This window comes from Streptococcus suis YS56 (assembly GCF_000440115.1).
Classification (GTDB): Bacteria; Bacillota; Bacilli; order Lactobacillales; family Streptococcaceae; genus Streptococcus; species Streptococcus suis_L.
In genome coordinates this window covers 18,196-40,936 of the sequence record NZ_ALMY01000003.1, presented here as the reverse complement: position 1 = coordinate 40,936, position 22,741 = coordinate 18,196, and the positions used below count along the sequence as shown (strand labels likewise).

Here is a 22,741-nt window from a genome sequence, read left to right as displayed (position 1 = left end):
CCAGAGGCCCATAATAGTACAAGTTAAAATAGTATACATCATCAATCTAAATCTCCATTTCTAGTTCAAAAAGTCATCATCATCTTCTGTCGCAAAATCATCCTCGGCACGAGTGCGTCCACCAAGGGGTTCACCATCACGCAATTTTTGCAAGTTATTCAAACCGCAAGCAATACCTTTGTTGCCGTTAGAATTGAAAGCATAGAAGGTAATAGAAGCACGACCATAGATACCAGAGTACAATTCTGAAGTATCAATAATTTCTTGACGATTGCCATCAACCACACCAGGTTTATGCGGAGAGTTAGCATTTACGAAGTAAGAATTTTTGTATGCTTCATCATCAGGGCGTTCAAGGTCACCATCACGAAGTGGAGTTTTTAGAGTAGATAATGCAGGTACAGATTTGCCATTGCCTTTGAGTTTTGACTCACCTTCTTTGTAAGCTTGCTCAATAGCAGCCTTGATTTTGTTAATGGTGACGGTATCCTCTTTTGGGATGATGAGTGAGGCACTGTACTTGGGAGTGCTACCGTTAATTGACTTCGGCTCATTGGCATTTAAGTAGCTGAAGCGAGTGTTTGGTCCTGTAATTACTTTAGTTGTCATATAGTTAATCCTCTTTAAATTCATTTTTTGCTAGGTTCATCTCTTGACGGCTGTCGTCAATTGGAACGAGTGTTGGTTTACCACTTGGTTTTATTACGAGACCACCAAGTAGGTCGTTAAAAGTTTTCTTGCCAAGTAACTTAGTCATGGCAGTGATAGTGAGCAGTTTCTTCTCATAAGGGTCATAGCCTGCTTCAATCACTGCTTGGCTAACGGCTGACTCATCTGAGAATTTACGAACAGAGCGACCTTCAACCAGTTTGTATCCTGGGATTGGGTGTCCATCTGTGGCTTGATTTAATGCATAAGCTTTGACGTCGTTTGCCCATGAAATCAACAGATCTAGTTTAGGCAAAATCTCTGCAATGTCCTCGTTATCAAGGGTAGCTGGATTCGCAAACTCCATCTTGGCTAGTGCCAAATTATCCTCAGCACGTTTGCGACAGACATTCTTGAGTTTACAGAATTGGCAGTGTTTACCAGACTGCATATCCCCCTCACCCTTGAATGCAAGTTCAGCTTTTGGAGCGAGTTTGTTTTCTGCCCATTCAAGCAGCTCTGTCTTTTCCATCTCAAAGGTAGAAATGTTATGTTTTCGTGGTTGAAAGATTGTCATGGTAACTTTATCGAAATCATAAAGTCCATCAAACATCTCAAGTGCTCCAAGTGCATAACACATCATTTGAGGGTTGTGGTCTGCATCAACTAGAACACCAAGTCCGTGCTTATAATCAATAACCTGAAGAAGTCCATCTGCCACAATTAGGCAATCTCCAGTTCCAAATCCTTCAGGTACCCACTTAGAAAAGTCCAGTCGTTGTTCGACAAGAACTGTAGGGTCACGTGAATAGCCTCTAGCTTTCTCAACATGTTCCATGACATAGTTGCGGTATTCTTCAGCGCAATCCTGCATTTCATCGTTATAAAATGCCAATTCCTCAGTTGGATCACGCGCATTCCTACCCAAAGCTTTCTCGACTAGATAAGCACACAACTCGTGAGCATCAGTACCTTCAAGAGCAAACTCAGAGGTTACATCTGGCATATTTTCTGTTAACCGAACAGATGGTGGGCAGTTCAACCATCGATGTGATGCAGAAGCAGATAGAATGGCATGGTTAGTCATTTCCAATCCCTCCAGCTTCTTCAAGGACTGCCGCAAAGTGTTTAGGGTCAAGAGCTGATAGAGAAGAAGCACCGTAAGCATTTAGCAGAGAACGAACCTCATTCTTAAAGCCATCTTTTGCCTTTGTAGCAAGGACTGCACGGACATCCTCCAATTGAATTTCCTTTTGTGGTTCAGATTTTGGTGATATTGGTTCAGGAACTGTTTCATCCTCAGTAGTGAGGAGTTTCTTGAACTCATCCACCAAGCGAAGGTAGTACTTTGCGGTTTCTTCCATATCATGAATTAGTCTATTCAGTTCTTTCATTTTGCTCATTGTTTTCTTCCTCCATAATTTTCCGAGCGAGTAGTTTTGAAATGACGCTGATAGCGATGAGGGTATCAGCTACGTCTTCATCAGGTTTGATGTATGGTTTGTTTACCATATTTGGTCCTCCTATCTTACTAAGTAAGGTTTTTATTAAATTTTCCACTTTGCAAGAGATTTTTTTAGACATATCTCTTACACATTCCTAAGTAGAACCAAGTGATGTTTTTCCGTTAGATTTGAAAAAAATTTTTGAATATCAAAAAAGTTTCCTGTGCAATTTAATAGGAAACTTCTATTTTTTTGAATAATTTTTTCTGAAAGAGTGGAAAAATTTGTCAGATTCTTACTTAGTAAGTTAAGAAGATATATTTCTAAATTACTGCAAAAATATGGAGGGTACATAATGCAATTTACCTTATCTCATTCTGGACAGACTGGGGTTCAGACAACCACGGTTTATCCCAATCAAGTAACTATTACTGATGAAATATCGCTACAAACTGTTGTGCAATTCGACCATGTGGCGGGGCTGTTTTTAAACAATACACGCTCAAATACCAATTTCATTCTGTCGGACGTTTTGGTCATGGATATTGATAATGACCACTCTGAAAATCCAGATGAGTGGATAACTTTAGAGCGATTAAAAGAAATCTTTGCGGATTATAACTTTTCCTTGGTAACTAGTCGAAGTCATATGCAGGCAAAGACAGGAAAAGCTCCAAGACCAAAATTTCATATTTATTTCCAAATCAATGAGGTAACTGATAAAGATGTCTACGTGGCTATGAAGGAAGAACTCTGTAATCAGTACAAGTTTTTTGATTATCATGCCAAGGATGCGGCAAGATTCTTCTTTGGAAATCCAAATGCACAGGTTATATGGCATGATTCATGGCTAACTATTGATGAAGATTTGTTTCAAGCTGTGTCTATTGATGATGAGGAAGATTTCGATGCAGACTTCTATACTCCTCCAAGTGGACCAATCCAGCAAGGGAGTCGTAATTCAACGATGTCTGTATTTGCATCAAAGATTGTCAAACGGTTAGGTGTGACGCACGAAGCAAGAGATGGTTTTGATGAGCAAGCTAAGAAATGTGTGCCACCGCTTGATAAATCAGAGTTAGATTCCATCTGGGGTAGTGCTGTGCGATTCTACAATAAAACCATTAAAAGTTCTGAAGGTTATGTTTCACCAGAACAGTTTAATCGAGAAACTTTAAAACCAGATGATTACTCGGATGTTGGGGAAGCGGGAGTTCTTGCTAGAGAGTATGCCAATAAGCTAGCTTATACCAATGCGACAGATTATCTCTATTACGATGGAACGCATTGGCGTGAGAACAAGCAGTTGGCATTAGGGGCAGTTGTACACTTTACTGATGCACAACTTGCTGAAGCGAATGCACTCTTAGAAACTACAGAAAAACAACTTCAGTCTTCAGGTATTGATGAATTGACCATTAAGGCTGGAGGAAAGCGTCTAGAAAATGCAGTCGAAACTCCACTTCAATTGAAATATTTAAAAGCCTATCTTGCTTCTAAAGAGTTCCATAAATTTGTTATGAAACATCGTGACTATAAGAATTTGATGGCTGTATATAACACAGCTAAGCCAATGCTTTCAGTAGAATTATCAGAACTAGATAGTGATGACTTATTACTCAATACCCCAGAGGCTACCTATGATTTACGAAAAGGAATAAATGGGTCACAAGAACACAATCCTGAAGATTATATAACTAAAATGACAGCAGTCTCTCCTAGTGATCAGGGAATGGGATTATGGCAGGAAACTTTAGCTACTTTTTTCTGTAATGACCAAGAATTAATTGATTATGTTCAAGAAATTATTGGTATGGCAGCTATTGGGAAGGTCTATCAGGAACACATGATTATTGCCTATGGAGGCGGAGCGAACGGCAAGTCTACTTTTTGGAACACCATCGCTCGTGTGCTAGGGAGCTATTCAGGTAAATTATCTGCGGATGCTTTAACCATGTCAAACAAGCGAAATGTCAGCCCTGAGCTTGCTGAGCTTAAAGGGAAACGTCTGGTCATTGCTTCTGAAATGGCCGAGGGGATGCGACTCAATACAGCTGTTGTTAAGCAAATTACCTCAACAGATGAAATCCAAGCGGAGAAAAAGTACAAGGACCCATTTCACTTCGTGCCATCACACACGCTGGTTCTTTACACAAACCATCTACCCAAAGTAGGGGCGAACGATGATGGAACTTGGCGACGTTTGCTTGTTATCCCATTTAATGCCAAAATCACTGGTCGCTCTGACATCAAAAACTTTGCGGACCATTTGTATGACAATGCGGCACCAGCAATTTTGTCTTGGATTATCGAAGGTGCAGAAAAAGCCATCAAAGCGAACTTTAAAACAAAAGTACCAACTGCGGTATCATCTTCCGTCAAAGCCTATCGTGAGGCCAATGATTGGTTAGGACACTTCCTTAGTGACTGTTGTCAAGTTGGTGATCAGTTGACAGAAAGATCAGGAGAACTATACAGTCAGTATCGTGCCTATTGCGCCAAAAACATGGAGTATACACGCAGTACGACCGATTTTTATTCTGCTCTTGATCAGGCAGGTTTTAAACGAAAACGGACAAGTAAAGGGAATCTCATTCTTGGTTTGAAATTGGTTGATGATGGCTATGATTTCTTAGATTAATGACCAACATTTTTAGCCACCTTACCTCCACAAGAGAGGTGATGGACTATTTTAGGTGTGTAGGTCGTTGACTGAATGGTTGGAACTTATTTTGAATGAGGTTTCAGATAAATGCTTAAAACGACCAACATGAGTAACATTTTTTGATTTTGTGTAGGTCTATTATGGTCTTTTCTAAAACTATCCTATAAGCAAAAATTACTATAAAAAAAGCCTATAAGAGGAGTTTTGGATTTGACTGCACTAGACCTACACACTTCAATTTGACGAAAGGATTTAGAACGATGAGAGAAAAGTACGTTGAGCAAGCATTGGTGAGGTCTGTGAAAGCTCGAGGAGGGATTTGTCCTAAGTGGGTATCACCATCTTTTTCTGGTATGCCAGATCGCTTGGTGTTTTTACCCAATGGCAAGTTTGGCTTGGTGGAAGTTAAAGCTCCTGACCAAAAGCCAAGGATGTTGCAAGTGTCAAGGCATAAACTGTTCGAGCGGTTAGGTTTCAAGGTTTATGTGATTGACCACATTGAGATGATTGGAGAAGTGCTAGATGAAATTGACATTACATAACTATCAAGTAGTCGCCAAGGACTTCATCATAGGTCACCCAAATGCAGCAGTCATCTTAGACATGGGGATGGGGAAAACGGCTACGACTTTATCCGCTGTGAATGAATTGATGTTTGACCGATTTGAGGTTACAAAGGTTTTGGTTATTGCTCCACTTCGAGTCGCAAATACTGTTTGGAGTGACGAGATTGAGCAATGGGCAGAGTTACGTCACTTACGGTATTCGAAAATTGTGGGAACTCCCAAGCAACGAAAAGTAGCTCTCCAGAAAGATGCGGATATCTATATTGTCAATCGTGAAAACCTTCCTTGGTTGGTGGAACAATGTAGTCCCTATTTCAAGTGGGATATGGTAGTGATCGATGAATTGAGTTCTTTCAAGTCTTGGCAGTCTAAACGTTTCAAAGCCTTCATGGCTATGCGACCTTACATGAAACGTATCGTTGGTTTGACAGGAACTCCAAGCTCAAATGGACTAATGGACTTGTTCGCAGAGTTTAAAGTCATTGACGGAGGAGAACGTCTTGGTCGCTTTATCGGTGAGTTTCGTAGTCGTTACTTTGAAGAAGGTCGTCGTAACGGTAACATCGTCTATGAGTACATCCCCATGGACTATGCGGAGTGTCAAATTCAAGACAAGATTAGTGATATTACCATTTCCATGAAAGCCTTAGACTATCTGGATATGCCTGATTTGATTTCAACCAAGAAACTGGTGCGTATGACAGAAAAGGAAAAAGAAAAATACATTCAGTTTAAGAAAGAGTATGTATTGTCTGAGTTGGATGGATTAGAAGTTACTGCCGCAAATGCTGCAAGCCTGACGAACAAGTTAGTTCAGTTGTCCAATGGAGCCGTATATTCTGATGATCATACGGTTGTGGCATTACATGAACAGAAATTAGACGCCCTTGAAGATATCCTCGAATCCGCAAATGGAGAACCTGTCTTAGTAGCCTATTGGTTCAAACATGATTTAGCTCGGATTATTGGTCGTTTAGAAAAACTCAAGGTAAAGAGTAGGGTACTGAAAACAGAAGAAGATATTCGTGAGTGGAACAAGGGAAATGTCCCAGTTGGCTTACTTCATCCAGCTGGAGCTGGTCATGGGTTGAACCTTCAAAAAGGCGGTCACCACTTGGTCTGGTTTGGATTAACCTGGTCCTTGGAACTATACCAACAAACAAATGCTCGTCTGTGGCGACAAGGTCAGGAGGCTGAGACTGTCGTTATCCAACACATTGTGACTGAAGGAACGATTGATGAGGAAATCCTCAAGGCACTAGAAAACAAAGATGCACAACAAGAACGGCTGATTGCAGCTGTTAAAGCACAAGTAGGAGGGGCAGATGGATAAGGTAGAGTACATACTGACGCATTACAATGAACTCAAAAGTGACTTGGAGATGTTAAAGTATCGTTTGGAACATTTCAAACCAGTGACAGAAAATGAGGTTATTGGTTCGCTAGTTTTTGAGAAATCTGATGAACCTAGGGTTAAAAGTACACCTACCAATCGACGATCAGAGATGATTGCACTGAGTTTTCGTGAGAAGATGATTCAGGAAAACGAGGAACAATTGGCAGATTTATCGCAGCGGTATATCCGATTAGCTAATGACCTTGATAATTTTGAGATGGCTTTAAAATTTCTAAAGGGAGATTTATATGATTTTGCTCAATCCATGCTTAAGACAGATAGTAATTGGGATAGCTTGATGAGAGAGTTTCATATTAGCCGAAGTACTGTTAGAAATTGGCGCCGTAAGGTCTTAGACCATGTTAGGGAAGTTTATCTGAAAATGGGATTTTCTTTGGAAAAGTAACCTCTCCCTGACCTACCCTTGACCTAACTGTAACCTCCCCCTGCACTAAGTGTGACCTAACATTGACCTCACTTTGTCAAAATTTGTGGTAGAATTGTAAGTGTCAAAAAAGATAAAAATCTCCCTCAAATGACTGGATATTCTTAGGCTGATAGGGTAATATGCACCTAGAAAAAACAAAGGAGAATAACCATGTGGACTGAAGGACGGATTGATTATCAAGGACAAAAAGTGAATTACATTGCTAAGGTTAGTCCCCAACCTTCAGAGGTTGGAATTGACCTTGGATGTGTTTTCAAGTTAGATATTGAAGTAGCTGAAGAAACAATCGTTTCTTACGACAGAGGATGGGAAATCTATCCTGAAACAGAAGAACGTGAAGCCATTCTTGAGGCGGTTTTGTTAATTTTAACTGTTTAAAATATCTTTAAATTAATGCGTAAAAGACTGGATATATCTCCTTTTTAGAGTTAATATGTACACAACAAAAGTAGAGGAGAACAATACCATGACAAAGCATCAACAAGAAAAACTCAATGCCCTTTTAACAGAAATTGCAAAAGAAGAACTTTTTGTAGAAACCTTGGAAAAACGTTGGAGCGACAATCTAGACTTCTACGATGTTTCGGTATGGGGTATCAAAAGAGCATTGGAGAGAGCCTACGAAGCAGGCCAAAAATCAGTAAAATAAAGTGAAGCCTAGCCTCATAAAGGTTGGGCTTTTTGCGTGGAGGAATTATGATTATTTCTAGTGAACAAGTTTCAGTTGGACACCCAGATAAAATCTGTGATCAGATTTCAGATGCCATTTTGACGGAGTGTCTAAAGTATGACAAATCAAGTCGAGTGGCAGTTGAGACTTTAATCAAGGATAACCAAGTTGTGGTAGCTGGTGAAATTTCAACTAGACATTACTTTAATCTCGAGAACATTGTCCGTCAGGTTGTCGAGCCACTTGGTATGAAGAATGTTCGGGTAACTAACCTACTTGGACTCCAAAGCTCCGATATTGCTCAAGGTGTTGATAATGGTGGTGCTGGTGACCAAGGGATGATGTTTGGTTATGCGACAGACGAAACACCTGAGTACCTGCCATTTCCTTATGTTCTAGCAACCCGAGTCCTTGAGAAACTGATGTCGCTTGGTCACCCCTTACTTGGAAAGGATGCGAAAGCACAGGTATCCTACGACTATGAGAAGAAACAGATTGATACCTTTTTAGTTTCCATCCAACATACTGAAATAGCCGACCTTGCCAAAGTGAAACGAATTGTGACTGAAGCTATGATGTCAGTAGCACTTCGTTACCGTCAGAATCTAGATTTCAAAGTTCTAGTCAATCCGACCGGACGTTTTGTTCTTGGTGGTTCGTTTGCGGATGCAGGAGTGACTGGACGTAAGATTGTGGCGGATACCTACGGAGGTTTTGCACATCATGGTGGCGGTGCTTTCTCTGGAAAAGACCCAAGCAAGGTTGACCGCTCAGCAGCATACATGGCACGAAAGATTGCTAAGGATATTGTTAGAGAAGGGGATGCGAAACGATGTGAAGTACAATTAGCCTATGCCATTGGAGTAGCAGAACCTGTGTCGGTTTACGTAGAAACCTTTGGAACCAGTCGCTACATAGCAAAACAACTGGAAGGAATGATTCGTGAGCGGTATGATTTAACACCTCGAGGTATCATTAGGGAACTTAATCTCTTGAATGTAGACTACACCAAGACAACTTGCTTTGGGCATTTCACAAAAGCCTATCTTCCTTGGGAGAAATAGTGATATAATTGAGAGAGAAAAGGAGTGTTCGCATGCCCAATCCTCAAGTATCCTCTATAACCGTATCACTTTTTAGTTTCATGTTGCCGATGATTTCAATTGACATTAACGTAGAAGAAAAATTGGTAAGTATCCAAAAATTTCCTGAGACAGAAGCAGAGATAATAACAATCTCCAATCTCCGATTATTTTTATTCTTAAATCAATTAAAACGTGTGAAACTGTCTGAATGGAAGGAATATTATTCAAATGAGATGGAGATTTTAGATGGTACTCAGTGGAATGTATCATTTGTCATGAATGGAAGAACCTACAATTGCTCGGGCGATAATAATTTTCCAAGAGAATGGACGTTGTTTTGTAGGGCAATAAATAGATTAGTAAAGTACAATTACCTAGAATAATTGTGCTTTTTCTTTGGAGGGAAAATGCCAAGAAGACCAAGCACACCTTGTAAACAAAATGGTTGTCCTAACCTAGTACCTGATGGTCACAAGTATTGTGAGAACCATAAAGCAAACTACCAACTGGATACCAAGTCAACCAAAGCCAAAGGATACAATGCCCAGTGGAACAAAGCACGACTTCGTTACTTAAAAATTCATCCACTCTGTGTTCAATGCAAAGTCAAAGGTCGATTAACCAAAGCAACAGTGGTTGACCATATCTCACCCCACCGAGGTGACCAAGAACTCTTTTGGAATCAATCTAACTGGCAAGCACTTTGTAAGTCTTGTCATGATAGAAAGACCAAGACGACTGACCGATATGTGGAGTATACGTATCGATTTTAGTCTTGGAGTTTCGTTACAATAGTATCCAATTTTTAACCCCTTGGGGGAGGGGGGATGAAATCTCTAAATCCTTGGGAGACTAAGACCGACGCCCCCTCAAACGTGCAATTTCGCAAAATTCGTAAGCGGGTACATTAAAATCGCTTCATTTTGACGTTCCTTCCCACTGTTATCGTGTTTCTAATGTGGGGATGTAGCGTTCCTTAGTATGTCATTTTGGTAATAAAATAGTGAAAAAGGCTAGAAACAATGTAGAAAATAGTTGTTTTTAGTCCTTTTTTGCTGGAAAGGAAAACAAATGGACGAAAGTCAACGCAAACAAATCTGGAAAATGCGCGCAGAAGGTCTTGGTTATGGATTCATCGGAAAGGCTACAGGTTTATCTAGAGATTCCGTTAAGAAATACTGTAAACGAAATCCAGCATTGCTTGGTCATGGTGCTGCGACAAAGCAGATGGCAAAAGCCGACCAGAATGATGGGCTTCGTTGCCCTCAGTGTTATCAAGTACTTAACACTCACAAAATAGGTAGACCAAAGAAGTTCTGTTCGGATAAATGTCGTAAGGTTTGGTGGACAACTCATTCTGACGAACACGACAAATCAAAAACTGCTTATGAAGATTTGACTTGCCAACATTGTGGCAGGTCATTTTTATCTTATGCTAATCCAAATAGAAAATATTGTAGCCATTCGTGTTACATTCAATCACGCTTTTATAAAGGAGAAATCAATGACAAGTCAACCAACAATGGAAATTAGAGAGATTCGATTATCTGAACTACACCCAGCCTCTTACAATCCTCGGAAAAAACTCAAAAAGGGTGACAAGGAGTATGAAAAGATTAAGCAAAGCCTACTCAAGTTTGGCTACGTTGACCCCATCATTGTCAATAAAGATTTGACGGTTATTGGTGGCCATCAACGATTAACTGTATTGAAGGACTTAGACTATGAAACTGCCAAATGTGTCATTGTCGATTTATCCAAGGAAGATGAAAAAGCTTTAAACATTGCCCTTAATAAAATCACAGGTCAATGGGATAACCAGCTTTTGGCGGACTTGCTTTTGGATTTACAGGAGTCAGATTTCAATCTCGACCTGACTGGTTTTGAACCACCAGAAATTGACGATATCCTATCAAATGTCCATGATAAAGACCTATCAGATGATGACTTTGATGTAGAAGAGGAATTGAAGAAACCCACCTTCTCAAAACGAGGGGACATTTGGCAACTTGGTAAGCATCGAGTGATTTGTGGAGACTCTACGAAAGCTGAAACATATGACCAACTTTTAGGTGATAAAAAGGCAAATTTGGTTGTGACAGACCCTCCCTATAATGTTGATGTGGAAGAAACAGCTGGAAAGATTCTCAATGACAATATGCCTGATAGTGACTTTTACCAGTTTCTCTTTGATATGTTCACTCAGGTAGAAAAACATATGGAAGCTGATGCCTCCATCTATGTTTTCCATGCGGATACGGAAGGTCTTAACTTTAGAAAAGCTTTCAAGGATGCTGGATTTTATTTGAGTGGATGCTGCATTTGGAAGAAGAATTCACTTGTCCTCGGACGTAGTCCCTACCAGTGGCAACATGAACCATGTCTCTTTGGTTGGAAACAAAAGGGAAAACACCAGTGGTTCAGTGACCGTAAACAGACGACCATTTGGGAATATGACCGTCCCAAATCCAGTAAAGACCATCCAACTATGAAACCCATCCCTCTTATGGCCTATCCTATTCAAAATTCATCCATGAGAGGGACTTTGGTATTGGATCCTTTCCTTGGTTCTGGTTCAACCCTAATGGCCGCAGACCAAACTGGTCGGGTTTGTTACGGCATTGAGTTGGATGAGAAGTTTGTGGATGTCATTGTCAAACGTTATATAGAGTCAACAGGAAATCATAACGTGACGGTTTTGCGCGATGGACAGACTTTGACCTTTGATGAAGCCTATTCAATGATGGAGGTTGCGGTATGAGCCTAACCTTTCTTGATTTCTTTGCAGGAGTGGGTGGTTTTCGTCGTGATTTGGAATTAGCTGGTTTCAAATGTATCGGTTACTGTGAAAAGGATAAGTTTGCACGAAAATCTTATGAAGCAATGTATGACACGAAAGGAGAATGGTTTCATGACGACATCACAAGCATTGACCCAACACAACTTCCAAAAGCAGATTTATGGACTGCGGGAAGCCCTTGTCAAAATGTGTCTATCGCAGGGAAGCGGGCAGGTCTATACAGTGAACGAAGTGGACTCTTTTTTACATTTGTTGACCTCCTCCAAAGCCAAGAGGAAGAAGATAAACCCGAGTGGATACTCCTTGAAAATGTTAAGGGACTTTTATCAAGTGGCGGGGGACGAGATTATCTCGACTATCTCTCTATCTTGGATGAAGCAGGGTACGACCTTGAGTGGCAAGTGTTCAATTCAAAAGACTACGGAGTTCCCCAAAATCGAGAACGCATCTACACTCTCGGACATCTTAGAAGCAGAGGTCGACGAAAAGTACTACCTATCAGCGGAGAAAGCGGTAGCCATCTTAAGCAACTTGTAGGTGGTATGCAAAGCTACCGTGTCTACGACCCGAGTGGAATTTCCACAACTCTTGTTGGTGAGGGTGGAGGACTTGGTGCTAAGACAGGTCTTTATCTAATTGACCAATCTTTGACAGAACCAAAGTTGACAGATGAGGCACGCTGTATCACTGCACGATATACTGCTGGAGCTACAAAACGGACTGCAATGAACTCTGGAGTTCTTGAAATTCAACCCATTCTGACACCCAATCGAATCAACAAGCGTCAAAATGGGCGTAGGCTCAAGGAACAGGATGAGCCAATGTTCACATTGACCTCTCAAGACCGCCATGGTGTTCTTGAAGGCATCAAGGTCAGAAATGGTACGAAGCAAGGTTATCAAGTTGCAGAGGTAGGAGATTCAGTAGATTTATCCTATCCCAACTCTCCAACGAGACGAGCAAGAGTTGGGAAGGGAATTGCCCATAACCTCTCCTGTGGTGGTCAAATGGGTGCTGTGGTTTGGAATGATCGAGTTGTAAAAATCAGACGTTTAACCCCTCGAGAATGTTTTCGTCTACAAGGATTTTCGGATGATTTATTCGAGAAAGCCCAAGCAGTAAACTCCGATGCCCAACTGTATAAACAAGCTGGGAATGGTGTGACGGTAACAGTTGTCTATGCTATTGGTTGTGCCATTCTAGCAAGCGAAGAATTATCGAAAATATCTTCAAAATAATCGAGAAATGACTGGATATATGTCTCCTTTAGAGGTAATATGTACACAACAAAGGAAGAGGAGAACAAATCCATGACAACAACACTTGAAAAAATTTACGAAATCTACCCAGCAACCGCAAGCATCATTCCTTACAAAGATTGGGTCATCATTGCATCGAATGGATATAGAGGAACAGAAGTTGAGATTTACGAAACGGATGATAGTCTTGAAGAGTTTGAAAACTTCGAACGCAGATTTGACCGCATTTACCAAGAAGCAGGAACCTTCGAAGACTTTGGACATGCAGTTAAGTGGGCATTTGAAAAGATTGGAGAATAACATGGACGCAAAAATTTTCAATAACCTAAAGACAACCTATCCTGTTGGGACTAAGGTTAGATTAGTTAGAATGGATGACCCACATCCAGTTCCTAAAGGAACACATGGAACTGTGATTGGAGTGGATGACATTGGTTCACTCTTAGTTAAGTGGGAAAATGGCAGTTGCCTAAATGTTTTGTATGGAATTGATATCGTAGAAAAGGTAATGTGAGATGTGGGAAATTATGACTCGAACGGTTGGAGACAGACATTACGTTTGTGAGTTTCTCCGTGAAGACACAACAGACCCAAGGAATATAGACGGTGCTTGGATTAGAATACTGACTATCAAGAGAGATGGAAAATATATCTACCAATATAGATATGGGAATGAAATAGATAACATGGACGACATTGACAGAACTGTCTATCAGGCTGTACTCGATAACTTTAATGAACTTTAAGAAAGAACTCGAATTGAGTTCTTTTTTCTTACTCTAAAGGAGGTGAGATTGTGGCAATCAGGGGGCGAAAACCAAAGCCTACGAATATGAAAATACTTGAGGGAAATCCGGGTAAGCGACCACTCCCTACGAATGAAGTCAAACCCAAACAAAAAGCCCCACGTTGCCCACAGTGGCTTGAAGAAGATGCAAAGAAGGAGTGGAAACGGATGGGAAAAATTCTTGAACAGATGGGAATTTTAACCGAAATGGACATGACGGCATTTGCAGGATATTGCCAAGCCTACGCTCGCTGGAAAGAGGCAGAAGAGTTCCTTTCCAAGCATGGCTCCATTATCAAAACTCCAAATGGCTATCTCCAACAAGTCCCTCAAGTCTCTATCAGCCAGACTAACCTCAAAATCATGCTTAAATTCTGTGAACAATTTGGTTTGACACCTTCAGCACGTAACCGAATAGCAACGATGGATTCAGAAGTTGGTACTGGTGATGAAATGGAAGATCTGTTAGGAGGAATTTTATGAGTTATCATTATGAACCAAGTCCCTTCATGCTTCCAACCTCACATTATGATAAGGCAAAGGCTGATAGGGCAGTAACCTTTATCAATAACCTCTCCCACACTAAAGGCAAGTGGGCAGGAAAGCGATTTGATTTGTTGCCGTGGCAGGAACAGATTGTCCGTGATCTATTTGGAATTGTCAAGGAAGATGGTAATCGCCAATTCCTGACAGCCTATATAGAAATTCCAAAAAAGAATGGCAAGTCTGAGCTAGCGGCAGCTATCGCTCTTTATCTACTTTATGCGGATAATGAGGCCAGTGCAGAAGTTTATGGAGCAGCTTGTGACCGTAACCAAGCGTCAATCGTGTTTGATGTAGCCAAGCAAATGGTGCAGATGAGTCGCCCCTTGGAAAAGCGTTCTAAGATAATGGGTGCTACCAAGCGTATTGTAAATTATTCTAACGCTGGTTTTTACCAAGTTCTTTCTGCAGAGACTGGGACAAAACATGGACTAAACGTATCTGGCTTGGTCTTTGATGAAATCCATGCTCAGCCAAATCGTCATTTGTATGATGTATTAACCAAGGGGTCAGGAGACGCAAGGGAACAACCCCTCTTTTTTATTATCACGACAGCTGGCACGGATAGAAACTCTATCTGTTATGAGTTACATACCAAAGCATTGGATATTCTGAATGGTAGAAAGAAGGACACGTCATTCTATCCAGTGGTTTATGGTTTATCTGATGAAGATGATTGGAATGATGAAGCTAACTGGCTCAAGGCCAACCCTTCACTAGGGCATACTATTGGGATTGATCGTGTAAGAGAAGCCTACCAACAGGCACTTGATAATCCTGCAGAAGAGAATGTCTTTAAGCAGCTCCGTCTAAATATGTGGACAAGTTCAAGTGTTGCTTGGATTCCTGAACATGTTTATGCCAAAGGAAATGATCCTATACAATATGATAGTCTTAGAGGTCGTAGCTGTTATGCAGGTTTAGACCTTTCTAGTACGTCAGATATCACGGCTTTTGTCTTGGTATTCCCCCCTAGATTTGAAGAGGAGAATTATATTGTTCTGCCGTTCTTTTGGCTACCAGAAGATACATTGGAGCTTAGATGTCGACGTGACCATGTTCTATATGATGTTTGGGAGCGTCAGGGCTACATCAAAACTACGGAGGGGAATGTTGTTCACTATGGTTTTATCGAAAAGTTTATTGAAGACCTATCGGAAATCTATCATATCAAGGAGATAGCTTATGACCGTTGGAATGCGACACAAATGGTTCAGAACCTAGAAGGAATGGGCTTGACCATGGTGCCTTTCGGTCAGGGATACAAGGATATGAGTCCACCATCAAAGGAACTTTATAAACTTATGATGGAAGGCAAGATTCAACATGGTGGGCATCCAGTTCTGAAATGGATGGGACAAAACGTAGTCATGAGACAAGACCCTGCTGGCAATATCAAGCCTGATAAGGAAAAGTCAGTCGAGAAGATTGACGGTATTGTAGCAGTCATTATGGGACTGGATCGTTGTATTCGTCATCAAACCGATGAAGGAAGTGTCTATGATGAACGTGGAATATTGAGTTTTTAGTTGACAAAATAAAGTAAAATGCGTTACAATTACAGTATAAAAACCAAAGGAGAAATAGTATGGGAAAAACAGCCACTCTAAATGTACGTGTTGATTCAGATGATAAATCAAATGCAGAAAGTGTCTTGAAAGAGCTTGGAATGCCTATGTCTACTTTGATTACCTTATTGTTGAAGCAGGTTTCTATGACACGAAGCATTCCGTTTGATATTGCCTTACCACAAGCCCCCGCTTCTGTGGATGTCTCACCACTGTCTGCTGGTGAATTGAAAGACATGTTGGTGCAGAGCTATCACTCAGCGGATCAGGAAGAAACGATTTTGGCGGAAGATTTTTTCAAAGGTATTAAAGGGGTAAATTAATGATTGAATATCCCGTGAGATTGACAAAACAAGCCAGTGACGATTTGACTGCAATTTATCGCTTTATTGCGATAGAGCTACAATCACCCTTAACAGCAGATAAAAATATCCATCTCTTTGAACAATCCATCAAATCCTTATCAACGTTTCCAGAACGTTGTCCTATTCTTGAAGGGTTTGAGAGTGAGGGTATTGTGATTCGAAAACTTATTGTTAAAAACTATGTTATATTTTATCGTTTTGTTGGAGAGGTTGTAACTGTACTTCGAGTATTACATGGTACTTCTAACATTGATACATTATTGAGAGATATCGCAGAAGATAATGATGTGAACTAATATTGGCATCTCCAAGCGGAGGTGCTTTTTCTATTCAAAGTGTTCAAAAAATAGTTGATAATATCGCCAAAATGACTTGATAAGTCCTTGCTTCTACGGTAATATGTGACTACAAAAAGAAGAGGGGAACAAGACAATGGCAACAAAAGCACGGATTGGATTATTGACTAAAAACCATACAGCACAAACAATCGAGGTAGAGTATGAAGGATATCCAGAATACACAGGGGAACTTCTAAAGAAACACTTTAAATCAAGCAAAGAAATTCGTGCATTACTTCAGAAAGGTGATATCATTCAGCTTGAAGATAGTCTTGATAAAATTGAACACGATGACTTACAGGGGAATGCCCAGCAACATCGTTTCATCGGTGACATCAGTCAATTGGCAGAGGATACCTTGGCAGATTAAATTTATCTTTTTCAAGAAAGTGATAGAACATGGTATCTTCTTGAAGAAGGAGAGATGGAAAACATCTAAGAACAAACGAAAAGCACTTCAATCGAGGTGCTTTTTTCGTACTCAAAAGGAGGAACTATGGGACTACTAGATTTACTGGGACGTAAGCGTGCTAGGGATAAACCACGGAATAGTTATGAAGGCCAGGACTTTTCATATCTGTTTGGACGAACTAGCAGTGGGGAGAATGTGGATGAGTTTAAGGCTATGCAGACAACAGCTGTTTATGCTTGTGTCCGTATCTTGGCTGAAGCAGTAGCTTCACTACCCATTCATGTTTACGAGAGAACGGCAACTGGAAAGGAGAAAAAGGTGGAACATCCCCTTTATTTTCTCTTGCATGATGAACCTAACCCTGAGATGTCATCCTTTGTTTTTAGAGAAACCTTGATGACCCATCTATTGATATGGGGCAATGCCTATGTCCAGATTATCCGAGATAGAAGTGGACAGGTTATTAGTCTTTACCCACTTTTACCAGATAAGATGTCAGTTCATCGAGATGAGAGTGGTAAGCTCTATTACAAATACAAGCGTCAGTCAGACGAAAATCCAAACTTTAAGGAAAAGGGAGATGCTATATTGAAAGCAGATGATGTTCTCCATGTTCCGGGTCTGGGGTTTGATGGCTTGATAGGTTATTCTCCAATTGCCCTTGCAAAAAATGCTATCGGTATGACATTGGCTACGGAAAACTATGGTGCATCGTTCTTTAAAAATGGTGCAAATCCAGGAGGAGTTTTGGAACACCCAGGTATTCTCAAAGATCCCAAACGAGTGAGAGATTCATGGAATGCAGTCTACAATGGGGTAACCAATGCCCATAAAGTAGCAGTTCTTGAGGAAGGGATGAAATACACTCAAGTAGGCATTCCACCTGAAGAAGCCCAGTTTCTCCAAACCAGAAAATTCCAAATCAATGAAATTGCAAGGCTCTACCGAATTCCACCTCATATGGTTGGCGACTTGGAGAACTCCTCATTTTCAAACATTGAGCAACAGTCTTTAGAATTTGTTAAATATACCTTAGACCCTTGGGTAGTTCGTCTCGAACAGGCTTTCAAGAGGTCTCTTTTTTTTACCTGAAGAAAAGAAAACTTACTTTGTAAAGTTTAACGTGGATGGTCTTCTTCGTGGTGACTATCAGAGTCGAATGAATGGCTATGCGATTGGGAGACAAAATGGCTGGCTATCGACAAATGATATTCGTGAACTTGAGGACTTGAACCTCCTTTCAGATGAGGAAGGAGGTAATCTCTACTTGATAAATGGAAACATGACGAAACTGAAGGATGCAGGTGGCTTTATGAAACAAGAACCGCCAGAACAAGAAACTCAATCTGAGGAGGATATGGATGCATAAGTTTTGGAATTTTACAGACGATGATAGTGGTCGAACTCTTAGAATAGAGGGGCAGATTGCTGAAGAGACGTGGTTTGGCGATGAAGTCACGCCACAAGTATTTAAAAATGATTTACATGCAGGAAACGGAGACATTACCCTCTGGATTAATAGTCCAGGGGGTGATGTTTTTGCGGCTGCTCAAATCTATAACATGCTGATGGATTACAAAGGTGATGTCCATGTAGTGATTGATGGATTAGTCGCAAGTGCTGCTAGTGTCATTGCCATGGCAGGTACAACAGTCTCCATGAGTCCTGTTGCCATGATGATGATTCACAATCCTTGGACAGTCGCACAAGGTGAAGCCAAGGACATGCAGAAAGTCATTGAAATGTTGGGAGAAATTAAGGAATCCATCATCAATGCCTATGAATTAAGAACAGGACTTTCAAGAACCAAGCTATCACACCTCATGGACTCAGAGTCTTGGTTCAATGCCAAAAAGGCTGTTGAACTAGGCTTTGCGGACAAGATTCTCTTTGACAAACAAGAGGAGCAGGGAATGGGTACTGAGAGTTATTCTTTCAGTCGAAATGCTGCCCAACAAGATTTACTTGTAAAAATGCAGGCGAAACTTGAAGTCCAACAACCAAAGAAAACAATCCCTATCAATCAGTTGGAAAAACGATTGAATTTGCTCAAATAACGAAAGGAATATGAACTGATGTCTAAATTACTTGAATTGAAAGAAAAACGTAACCAAGCTTGGCAACAAGCAAAAACCTTCCTTGACTCTGTTCGCTCAGAAGACGGACTGGTATCAGAGGAAGATTCCAAACGCTATGATGATATGGAAGCAAAAATCAACCTCTACAATCAAGAAATCGCTCGATTGGAGCGACAAGAAAAGATTGACCTTGAACTTTCTCAACCAGCATCACAGGCTCTAATTGGTCAGCCCACAACAGTTTTGAATGACAAGACTACTGAAGAGGAAAAGAAAGGTGTCGCTTCAGATACCTATGCCAAGACATTTTGGACAAGTGTCCGTAAGCGTCACTTCTTTGATGTCAAAGATGTCCTTCGAGTAGGAGAAGATACCGAAGGTGGTCATCTTGTTCCTGATGAGTATGAGAAGAAACTGGTTCAAGGATTACAAGAAGAGAATTTCTTCCGTAGCCTTGCGACTGTCATTAAAACCTCTAGTGGTGAGCGTAAGATTCCTGTTGTGACAGGACATGGTTCAGCATCATGGATGGATGAGAATGGTCTCTATCCTGAAACAGAAGAAAACTTTGGTCAAGTGACACTCGACTCTCATAAGATTGGGACTGCTATTCGTATTTCAGAAGAGCTGCTTAACGATTCAGTCTTTGACCTTGAGTCCTATATGACGGCTGAATTTGCTCGTCGTATTGGAACGGAAGAAGAAAAGGCGTTCTTGATTGGTGATGGTTCTAAGAAACCGACAGGTATCTTTACTCAGGCAGAAGTTACAGGTCCAACGACTGCTACAAAGGATATTACCTTTGACGACATGATTGAATTGTATCATTCTCTATCAGCACCCTATCGTAAGAACGCAGTTTGGATTTTACATGATACGACTGTCAAAGCTATCCGTAAACTCAAGGATAATAATGGCAACTATATCTGGCAGCCATCCACACAAGCTGGACAACCAGATTTGATTTTAAATCGTCCATACTACACATCAACCTTTGCCCCACTTCCTGAAGCAGGAAACAAAGCCATTGCATTTGGCGATTTTTCTTATTATTGGATTGCGGATCGTCAGGGTCGTACCTTCAAACGTCTGAATGAACTCTATGCCAATAATGGACAGATTGGATTTCTTGCTTCACAACGTGTGGATGGTAAGTTAGTCCTACCTGAAGCCGTTAAGACTTTAACTGTGAAGGCTAAGTAATGATGGTCAGTTTAGTAGAAGCAAAACAGTATCTCAAAGTGGAACACGATGATGAGGATGGACTGATTGAGCAATTGCTTGAAACCAGTCAACAACTCTGTGAAGATATTTTGCGACAATCAATTTATTCAGAAGTTCTAAAGACGGCAGTCCTATACGGGGTTGCCTATCTTTATGAACATAGAGAAGATGCAAATCATAGAGAGTTGAAGGAGACGCTTTATCACTTGTTGTTGGCTGAACGAAAGGATGTGTTCTGATGAAGATTGCACCTTTGAGGGAACGATTGTCATTTCATGTTCGACAGATTGTTCAAGATGAGATTGGCAATGAAACTTCGACATGGCTCCCTTTATTTGAACGGTGGTGCTCTTATCGTCCTCTCACCTTGACCGAAAGGGATGGGAGGGTGACAAAACTGGAACAAGAGAAAGTCCAGTTCACCCTCAGGTATGAAAAGGCGATTCTTGGACTTCATTCCTTAACGACTCACATTCAATTTCGAGGTCAAACCTATGAGATTAAGTCGATTGATGGAGATACAGTACCAAGGCAACTGATTTACATCATTGCTATTAAGGAGAAGAGTTATGACTAAAATTGGACTGAATGCACTAGAAACTGCCATAGCAAATGAGCTAGCTGAGTATGTGCAGGACACTACAGAGGTGATGCGTGAAGTTGTAGAGGAAGTCACTGAGGAATCAATCGAAACCTTGAAAGCAACGTCACCGAGAAAGAGTGGTTCCTATGCCAAAGGGTGGAAGAGTAAAGCAACGATTGATACCAGTACAGGTTTAACCAAAACCATTCATAATCGAACACCAGGCCTGACGCATCTATTAGAAAATGGTCATGCCAAAAGCTCTGGTGGGCGAGTTGAGGGAATCAAGCATATCGCTCCCGTTGAGAAACAAGCGATACAATCCTTAGAGGAAAAGCTGAGAAAGCGAGTGTGATGAGACATGTTACTGAGTGAAATGTACTCCATTCTCAAAGAATTACAGCTCCCAGTCGCCTACCATCATTTTGAAGAAGGGAGTCATCCAAGACCACCGTATCTAGTATATTTGGTGACTGATTCAGATAATCATGGTGCAGACAATTGGACCTATCATAAGCAGAATAACCTGCAAGTGGAACTCTATACCACTAAGAAAGATTTAGCAACTGAACAAAAGGTGGAGTCAATATTTGACTGCCGCCTTATTTATTTTGAAAAAGTAGAGACCTATATCTCATTAGAGAAACTCTATCAAATAACCTATTACATCACATTACATGGAGGATAGTATGGCTGAAAAGAATAAGGTTACCTTTGGACTACAAGATGTCCATTGGGCAGAAGTTACAAGCGAAGGTTCTGATGGTACGTTGACATACGGCAATGTAGAACGCCTTCGTGGTGCTGCAGAATTAACCCTAGAACCAACAGGAGACAAGGGTTCTTATAAGGCAGACAATATCAATTTTTATACAACGGAGTCAAACGATGGTTATGAAGGAACACTAAAAGTTGCTCTTCTAACGCAGGAATTTTTGACTCGAGTCCTCGGAGAACAGTTGGATGCGACGACAAATACCATCTCAGAAATCGCAAATAGCGAAAAGAAAAATTTTGCGTTGATGTTCCGTTTTGAAGGGGATAAAAAAGAAACATTACACGTTTTGTATTATTGTTACGCATCTCGTCCGACTGTTGGTTCAAAAACCAAGTCAGGTTCGGATATCAATGAGGTAGAGTTGACCTTTACTGCCAGTCCTCGCCCTCTTGATAAGGTTGTACGTAGACGAACAACGGAGGAAACGAGCGATGAGATTCGTCAAAATTGGTTCAAGGCAGTTTTTGAACCTCGTAAGTAAGGGAGAAGGCCATGAGAGAAAGTATTACCATAGCAGGCACGACCTACGAGTTAGCAACCAATGCCTACACCCCAATCGCTTATAAAGAGCAGTTTGGCAAGGACTATTTCCAAGATTTATTCTCGATGGTCAATAGTCAAGCTATATTGGCAAAACTTGACCAGTTGGAAGAAGGAGAAGATTTGCAGGCACATCATATTGATGTTTCTATTTTGTCTGATTTCGATATGACATTTTTCCATCGGATTTTTTGGGTCTTTGCAAAGTCAGCCAATCCACGAGTGAAACCATTCGTAGATTTTTATATGGAGATGGAAGAACTTCCTGTGCAGGATATTGCCCCTGTCTTGATGAATATGTTGAATCAAGGGATGTCAACCAGAAAAAAGCAGATGAAACAGAAACAGCGAGTGAGGAAATCTTCACAGTAGAGAGCTATTTCTCCTGTTGTAAGGAGACTGGTTTGACCATTGACGATTTAAAACATATCTCTATTGGGATGGCACTTGACTACCAAACGAATTATGTGGAGATGCGTACTCGGGAAACTTCTCAAACACGCCCAGCAACTCAAGCTGATTTTGATAATTTCTGATGGTAGA

The 22,741-nt window shown here is 40.8% G+C and carries 32 protein-coding genes and 1 pseudogene; 29 read left to right on the top strand and 4 right to left on the bottom strand.

Annotation, left to right across the window (positions count from 1 at the left end):
* Window positions 1-60 precede the first annotated feature (60 nt).
* Genes SST62_RS0100485 through SST62_RS1000000112970 form a run of 4 tightly spaced genes read right to left on the bottom strand, consistent with a single transcriptional unit; the run spans window position 61 to window position 2,160 of the window.
* Window positions 61-609 carry a DUF2815 family protein gene (locus tag SST62_RS0100485; protein ID WP_029180468.1) on the bottom strand — a complete coding sequence of 183 codons (549 nt, stop codon included), beginning with the start codon at window positions 607-609 and terminating at the stop codon, window positions 61-63.
* Window positions 610-613: 4 nt separating this feature from the next.
* Window positions 614-1,735: a DUF2800 domain-containing protein gene (locus SST62_RS0100480; protein WP_029185870.1), complete on the bottom strand. Its 1,122-nt coding sequence runs from the start codon at window positions 1,733-1,735 to the stop codon at window positions 614-616.
* Window positions 1,728-2,051: a hypothetical protein gene (locus SST62_RS0100475; RefSeq protein WP_029185869.1), complete on the bottom strand. Its 324-nt coding sequence runs from the start codon at window positions 2,049-2,051 to the stop codon at window positions 1,728-1,730. Before SST62_RS0100475 ends, SST62_RS0100480 begins: the two co-directional genes overlap by 8 nt.
* Window positions 2,026-2,160 carry a hypothetical protein gene (locus SST62_RS1000000112970; protein ID WP_266577698.1) on the bottom strand — a complete coding sequence of 45 codons (135 nt, stop codon included), beginning with the start codon at window positions 2,158-2,160 and terminating at the stop codon, window positions 2,026-2,028. The genes SST62_RS0100475 and SST62_RS1000000112970 overlap by 26 nt, the downstream gene beginning before the upstream one ends.
* A 288-nt stretch (window positions 2,161-2,448) precedes the next feature.
* On the opposite strand from SST62_RS1000000112970, the gene SST62_RS0100465 reads away from it, so the two are divergent.
* The 29 genes and pseudogenes from SST62_RS0100465 to SST62_RS1000000112965 all read left to right on the top strand — a co-directional run bounded on the left by SST62_RS0100465 (window position 2,449) and on the right by SST62_RS1000000112965 (window position 22,734).
* Window positions 2,449-4,734: a phage/plasmid primase, P4 family gene (locus tag SST62_RS0100465; protein ID WP_029185868.1), complete on the top strand. Its 2,286-nt coding sequence runs from the start codon at window positions 2,449-2,451 to the stop codon at window positions 4,732-4,734.
* 284 nt (window positions 4,735-5,018) lie between these two features.
* The gene (locus tag SST62_RS0100460) at window positions 5,019-5,300 is read left to right on the top strand and encodes a VRR-NUC domain-containing protein (protein ID WP_029185867.1); all 282 of its coding nucleotides are present in this window, start codon (window positions 5,019-5,021) and stop codon (window positions 5,298-5,300) included.
* Complete coding sequence (locus SST62_RS0100455; RefSeq protein WP_029185866.1) at window positions 5,281-6,657, top strand: SNF2-related protein; 1,377 nt, start codon at window positions 5,281-5,283, stop codon at window positions 6,655-6,657. Before SST62_RS0100460 ends, SST62_RS0100455 begins: the two co-directional genes overlap by 20 nt.
* Window positions 6,650-7,126 (top strand): hypothetical protein, encoded by a 477-nt coding sequence (locus SST62_RS0100450; RefSeq protein ID WP_029185865.1) that lies wholly within the window; start codon window positions 6,650-6,652, stop codon window positions 7,124-7,126. The genes SST62_RS0100455 and SST62_RS0100450 overlap by 8 nt, the downstream gene beginning before the upstream one ends.
* A 192-nt stretch (window positions 7,127-7,318) precedes the next feature.
* Window positions 7,319-7,546, top strand: a complete 228-nt coding sequence (locus SST62_RS0100445; protein WP_029185864.1) for a hypothetical protein — start codon at window positions 7,319-7,321, stop codon at window positions 7,544-7,546.
* 88 nt (window positions 7,547-7,634) lie between these two features.
* Window positions 7,635-7,817: a DUF6900 domain-containing protein gene (locus SST62_RS0100440; protein WP_029185863.1), complete on the top strand. Its 183-nt coding sequence runs from the start codon at window positions 7,635-7,637 to the stop codon at window positions 7,815-7,817.
* Window positions 7,818-7,864: 47 nt separating this feature from the next.
* Window positions 7,865-8,902: a methionine adenosyltransferase gene (gene metK / locus SST62_RS0100435; protein ID WP_029185862.1), complete on the top strand. Its 1,038-nt coding sequence runs from the start codon at window positions 7,865-7,867 to the stop codon at window positions 8,900-8,902.
* 32 nt (window positions 8,903-8,934) lie between these two features.
* Complete coding sequence (locus SST62_RS0100430; protein ID WP_029185861.1) at window positions 8,935-9,306, top strand: hypothetical protein; 372 nt, start codon at window positions 8,935-8,937, stop codon at window positions 9,304-9,306.
* Between the two features lie 24 nt (window positions 9,307-9,330).
* Window positions 9,331-9,696, top strand: coding sequence for an HNH endonuclease (locus SST62_RS0100425; protein WP_029185860.1), 366 nt, complete (start codon window positions 9,331-9,333; stop codon window positions 9,694-9,696).
* A 298-nt stretch (window positions 9,697-9,994) separates the two neighbouring features.
* The gene (locus tag SST62_RS0100420) at window positions 9,995-10,456 is read left to right on the top strand and encodes a hypothetical protein (RefSeq protein ID WP_029185859.1); all 462 of its coding nucleotides are present in this window, start codon (window positions 9,995-9,997) and stop codon (window positions 10,454-10,456) included.
* Window positions 10,428-11,684, top strand: coding sequence for a site-specific DNA-methyltransferase (locus SST62_RS0100415; RefSeq protein WP_029185858.1), 1,257 nt, complete (start codon window positions 10,428-10,430; stop codon window positions 11,682-11,684). The genes SST62_RS0100420 and SST62_RS0100415 overlap by 29 nt, the downstream gene beginning before the upstream one ends.
* Complete coding sequence (locus tag SST62_RS0100410; RefSeq protein ID WP_029185857.1) at window positions 11,681-12,961, top strand: DNA cytosine methyltransferase; 1,281 nt, start codon at window positions 11,681-11,683, stop codon at window positions 12,959-12,961. The genes SST62_RS0100415 and SST62_RS0100410 overlap by 4 nt, the downstream gene beginning before the upstream one ends.
* Window positions 12,962-13,033: 72 nt before the next feature.
* Complete coding sequence (locus tag SST62_RS0100405) at window positions 13,034-13,282, top strand: hypothetical protein (RefSeq protein ID WP_029185856.1); 249 nt, start codon at window positions 13,034-13,036, stop codon at window positions 13,280-13,282.
* A gap of 1 nt (window position 13,283) precedes the next feature.
* Window positions 13,284-13,496: a DUF4314 domain-containing protein gene (locus SST62_RS0100400; protein ID WP_029185855.1), complete on the top strand. Its 213-nt coding sequence runs from the start codon at window positions 13,284-13,286 to the stop codon at window positions 13,494-13,496.
* A 282-nt stretch (window positions 13,497-13,778) separates the two neighbouring features.
* Window positions 13,779-14,252: a phage terminase small subunit P27 family gene (locus tag SST62_RS0100390; protein WP_029185853.1), complete on the top strand. Its 474-nt coding sequence runs from the start codon at window positions 13,779-13,781 to the stop codon at window positions 14,250-14,252.
* Complete coding sequence (locus tag SST62_RS0100385) at window positions 14,249-15,841, top strand: terminase large subunit (protein WP_029185852.1); 1,593 nt, start codon at window positions 14,249-14,251, stop codon at window positions 15,839-15,841. The genes SST62_RS0100390 and SST62_RS0100385 overlap by 4 nt, the downstream gene beginning before the upstream one ends.
* A gap of 59 nt (window positions 15,842-15,900) precedes the next feature.
* Window positions 15,901-16,203, top strand: a complete 303-nt coding sequence (locus SST62_RS0100380; RefSeq protein WP_029185851.1) for a type II toxin-antitoxin system RelB/DinJ family antitoxin — start codon at window positions 15,901-15,903, stop codon at window positions 16,201-16,203.
* Window positions 16,203-16,541, top strand: a complete 339-nt coding sequence (locus SST62_RS0100375) for a type II toxin-antitoxin system RelE/ParE family toxin (protein ID WP_029185850.1) — start codon at window positions 16,203-16,205, stop codon at window positions 16,539-16,541. The genes SST62_RS0100380 and SST62_RS0100375 overlap by 1 nt, the downstream gene beginning before the upstream one ends.
* A gap of 136 nt (window positions 16,542-16,677) precedes the next feature.
* The gene (locus SST62_RS01000000111330; RefSeq protein WP_228376827.1) at window positions 16,678-16,953 is read left to right on the top strand and encodes a hypothetical protein; all 276 of its coding nucleotides are present in this window, start codon (window positions 16,678-16,680) and stop codon (window positions 16,951-16,953) included.
* A 126-nt stretch (window positions 16,954-17,079) separates the two neighbouring features.
* A pseudogene (locus SST62_RS01000000111325) lies at window positions 17,080-18,364 on the top strand (phage portal protein).
* Window positions 18,357-19,052: a head maturation protease, ClpP-related gene (locus SST62_RS0100360; RefSeq protein ID WP_029185849.1), complete on the top strand. Its 696-nt coding sequence runs from the start codon at window positions 18,357-18,359 to the stop codon at window positions 19,050-19,052. The pseudogene SST62_RS01000000111325 and the gene SST62_RS0100360 overlap by 8 nt, the downstream one beginning before the upstream one ends.
* 18 nt (window positions 19,053-19,070) lie before the next feature.
* Window positions 19,071-20,276, top strand: coding sequence for a phage major capsid protein (locus SST62_RS0100355; protein ID WP_029185848.1), 1,206 nt, complete (start codon window positions 19,071-19,073; stop codon window positions 20,274-20,276).
* Between the two features lie 2 nt (window positions 20,277-20,278).
* Window positions 20,279-20,536, top strand: a complete 258-nt coding sequence (locus tag SST62_RS0100350) for a head-tail connector protein (protein WP_029185847.1) — start codon at window positions 20,279-20,281, stop codon at window positions 20,534-20,536.
* On the top strand, window positions 20,536-20,874 hold the full coding sequence (locus SST62_RS0100345; RefSeq protein WP_029185846.1) for a head-tail adaptor protein: 339 nt from the start codon (window positions 20,536-20,538) through the stop codon (window positions 20,872-20,874). Before SST62_RS0100350 ends, SST62_RS0100345 begins: the two co-directional genes overlap by 1 nt.
* Window positions 20,867-21,235, top strand: coding sequence for an HK97 gp10 family phage protein (locus SST62_RS0100340; protein ID WP_029185845.1), 369 nt, complete (start codon window positions 20,867-20,869; stop codon window positions 21,233-21,235). The genes SST62_RS0100345 and SST62_RS0100340 overlap by 8 nt, the downstream gene beginning before the upstream one ends.
* A gap of 6 nt (window positions 21,236-21,241) precedes the next feature.
* Window positions 21,242-21,568, top strand: coding sequence for a hypothetical protein (locus tag SST62_RS0100335; protein ID WP_029185844.1), 327 nt, complete (start codon window positions 21,242-21,244; stop codon window positions 21,566-21,568).
* A gap of 1 nt (window position 21,569) precedes the next feature.
* On the top strand, window positions 21,570-22,139 hold the full coding sequence (locus SST62_RS0100330; RefSeq protein ID WP_014636346.1) for a major tail protein: 570 nt from the start codon (window positions 21,570-21,572) through the stop codon (window positions 22,137-22,139).
* An 11-nt stretch (window positions 22,140-22,150) separates the two neighbouring features.
* Window positions 22,151-22,570: a hypothetical protein gene (locus tag SST62_RS0100325; RefSeq protein WP_029185843.1), complete on the top strand. Its 420-nt coding sequence runs from the start codon at window positions 22,151-22,153 to the stop codon at window positions 22,568-22,570.
* Window positions 22,571-22,602: 32 nt separating this feature from the next.
* The gene (locus tag SST62_RS1000000112965) at window positions 22,603-22,734 is read left to right on the top strand and encodes a hypothetical protein (RefSeq protein WP_032499262.1); all 132 of its coding nucleotides are present in this window, start codon (window positions 22,603-22,605) and stop codon (window positions 22,732-22,734) included.
* Window positions 22,735-22,741 lie beyond the last annotated feature (7 nt).

Bases quoted from the DNA above. Each gene is read 5' to 3' on its own strand.
- SST62_RS0100420 (WP_029185859.1), top strand. From the start codon at position 9,995: ATGGACGAAAGTCAACGCAAACAAATCTGGAAAATGCGCGCAGAAGGT.
- SST62_RS0100450 (WP_029185865.1), top strand. From the start codon at position 6,650: ATGGATAAGGTAGAGTACATACTGACGCATTACAATGAACTCAAAAGT.
- SST62_RS0100335 (WP_029185844.1), top strand. From the start codon at position 21,242: ATGTTACTGAGTGAAATGTACTCCATTCTCAAAGAATTACAGCTCCCA.
- SST62_RS0100410 (WP_029185857.1), top strand. From the start codon at position 11,681: ATGAGCCTAACCTTTCTTGATTTCTTTGCAGGAGTGGGTGGTTTTCGT.
- SST62_RS0100405 (WP_029185856.1), top strand. From the start codon at position 13,034: ATGACAACAACACTTGAAAAAATTTACGAAATCTACCCAGCAACCGCA.
- SST62_RS0100465 (WP_029185868.1), top strand. From the start codon at position 2,449: ATGCAATTTACCTTATCTCATTCTGGACAGACTGGGGTTCAGACAACC.
- SST62_RS0100345 (WP_029185846.1), top strand. From the start codon at position 20,536: ATGAAGATTGCACCTTTGAGGGAACGATTGTCATTTCATGTTCGACAG.
- SST62_RS0100415 (WP_029185858.1), top strand. From the start codon at position 10,428: ATGACAAGTCAACCAACAATGGAAATTAGAGAGATTCGATTATCTGAA.
- SST62_RS0100445 (WP_029185864.1), top strand. From the start codon at position 7,319: ATGTGGACTGAAGGACGGATTGATTATCAAGGACAAAAAGTGAATTAC.
- SST62_RS0100375 (WP_029185850.1), top strand. From the start codon at position 16,203: ATGATTGAATATCCCGTGAGATTGACAAAACAAGCCAGTGACGATTTG.
- SST62_RS0100485 (WP_029180468.1), bottom strand. From the start codon at position 609: ATGACAACTAAAGTAATTACAGGACCAAACACTCGCTTCAGCTACTTA.
- SST62_RS01000000111330 (WP_228376827.1), top strand. From the start codon at position 16,678: ATGGCAACAAAAGCACGGATTGGATTATTGACTAAAAACCATACAGCA.
- SST62_RS0100355 (WP_029185848.1), top strand. From the start codon at position 19,071: ATGTCTAAATTACTTGAATTGAAAGAAAAACGTAACCAAGCTTGGCAA.
- SST62_RS0100460 (WP_029185867.1), top strand. From the start codon at position 5,019: ATGAGAGAAAAGTACGTTGAGCAAGCATTGGTGAGGTCTGTGAAAGCT.
- SST62_RS0100400 (WP_029185855.1), top strand. From the start codon at position 13,284: ATGGACGCAAAAATTTTCAATAACCTAAAGACAACCTATCCTGTTGGG.
- SST62_RS0100385 (WP_029185852.1), top strand. From the start codon at position 14,249: ATGAGTTATCATTATGAACCAAGTCCCTTCATGCTTCCAACCTCACAT.
- SST62_RS0100440 (WP_029185863.1), top strand. From the start codon at position 7,635: ATGACAAAGCATCAACAAGAAAAACTCAATGCCCTTTTAACAGAAATT.
- SST62_RS0100475 (WP_029185869.1), bottom strand. From the start codon at position 2,051: ATGAGCAAAATGAAAGAACTGAATAGACTAATTCATGATATGGAAGAA.
- SST62_RS1000000112970 (WP_266577698.1), bottom strand. From the start codon at position 2,160: ATGGTAAACAAACCATACATCAAACCTGATGAAGACGTAGCTGATACC.
- metK (WP_029185862.1), top strand. From the start codon at position 7,865: ATGATTATTTCTAGTGAACAAGTTTCAGTTGGACACCCAGATAAAATC.
- SST62_RS0100360 (WP_029185849.1), top strand. From the start codon at position 18,357: ATGCATAAGTTTTGGAATTTTACAGACGATGATAGTGGTCGAACTCTT.
- SST62_RS0100325 (WP_029185843.1), top strand. From the start codon at position 22,151: ATGAGAGAAAGTATTACCATAGCAGGCACGACCTACGAGTTAGCAACC.
- SST62_RS0100380 (WP_029185851.1), top strand. From the start codon at position 15,901: ATGGGAAAAACAGCCACTCTAAATGTACGTGTTGATTCAGATGATAAA.
- SST62_RS0100425 (WP_029185860.1), top strand. From the start codon at position 9,331: ATGCCAAGAAGACCAAGCACACCTTGTAAACAAAATGGTTGTCCTAAC.
- SST62_RS0100455 (WP_029185866.1), top strand. From the start codon at position 5,281: ATGAAATTGACATTACATAACTATCAAGTAGTCGCCAAGGACTTCATC.
- SST62_RS0100350 (WP_029185847.1), top strand. From the start codon at position 20,279: ATGGTCAGTTTAGTAGAAGCAAAACAGTATCTCAAAGTGGAACACGAT.
- SST62_RS0100340 (WP_029185845.1), top strand. From the start codon at position 20,867: ATGACTAAAATTGGACTGAATGCACTAGAAACTGCCATAGCAAATGAG.
- SST62_RS0100330 (WP_014636346.1), top strand. From the start codon at position 21,570: ATGGCTGAAAAGAATAAGGTTACCTTTGGACTACAAGATGTCCATTGG.
- SST62_RS0100430 (WP_029185861.1), top strand. From the start codon at position 8,935: ATGCCCAATCCTCAAGTATCCTCTATAACCGTATCACTTTTTAGTTTC.
- SST62_RS0100480 (WP_029185870.1), bottom strand. From the start codon at position 1,735: ATGACTAACCATGCCATTCTATCTGCTTCTGCATCACATCGATGGTTG.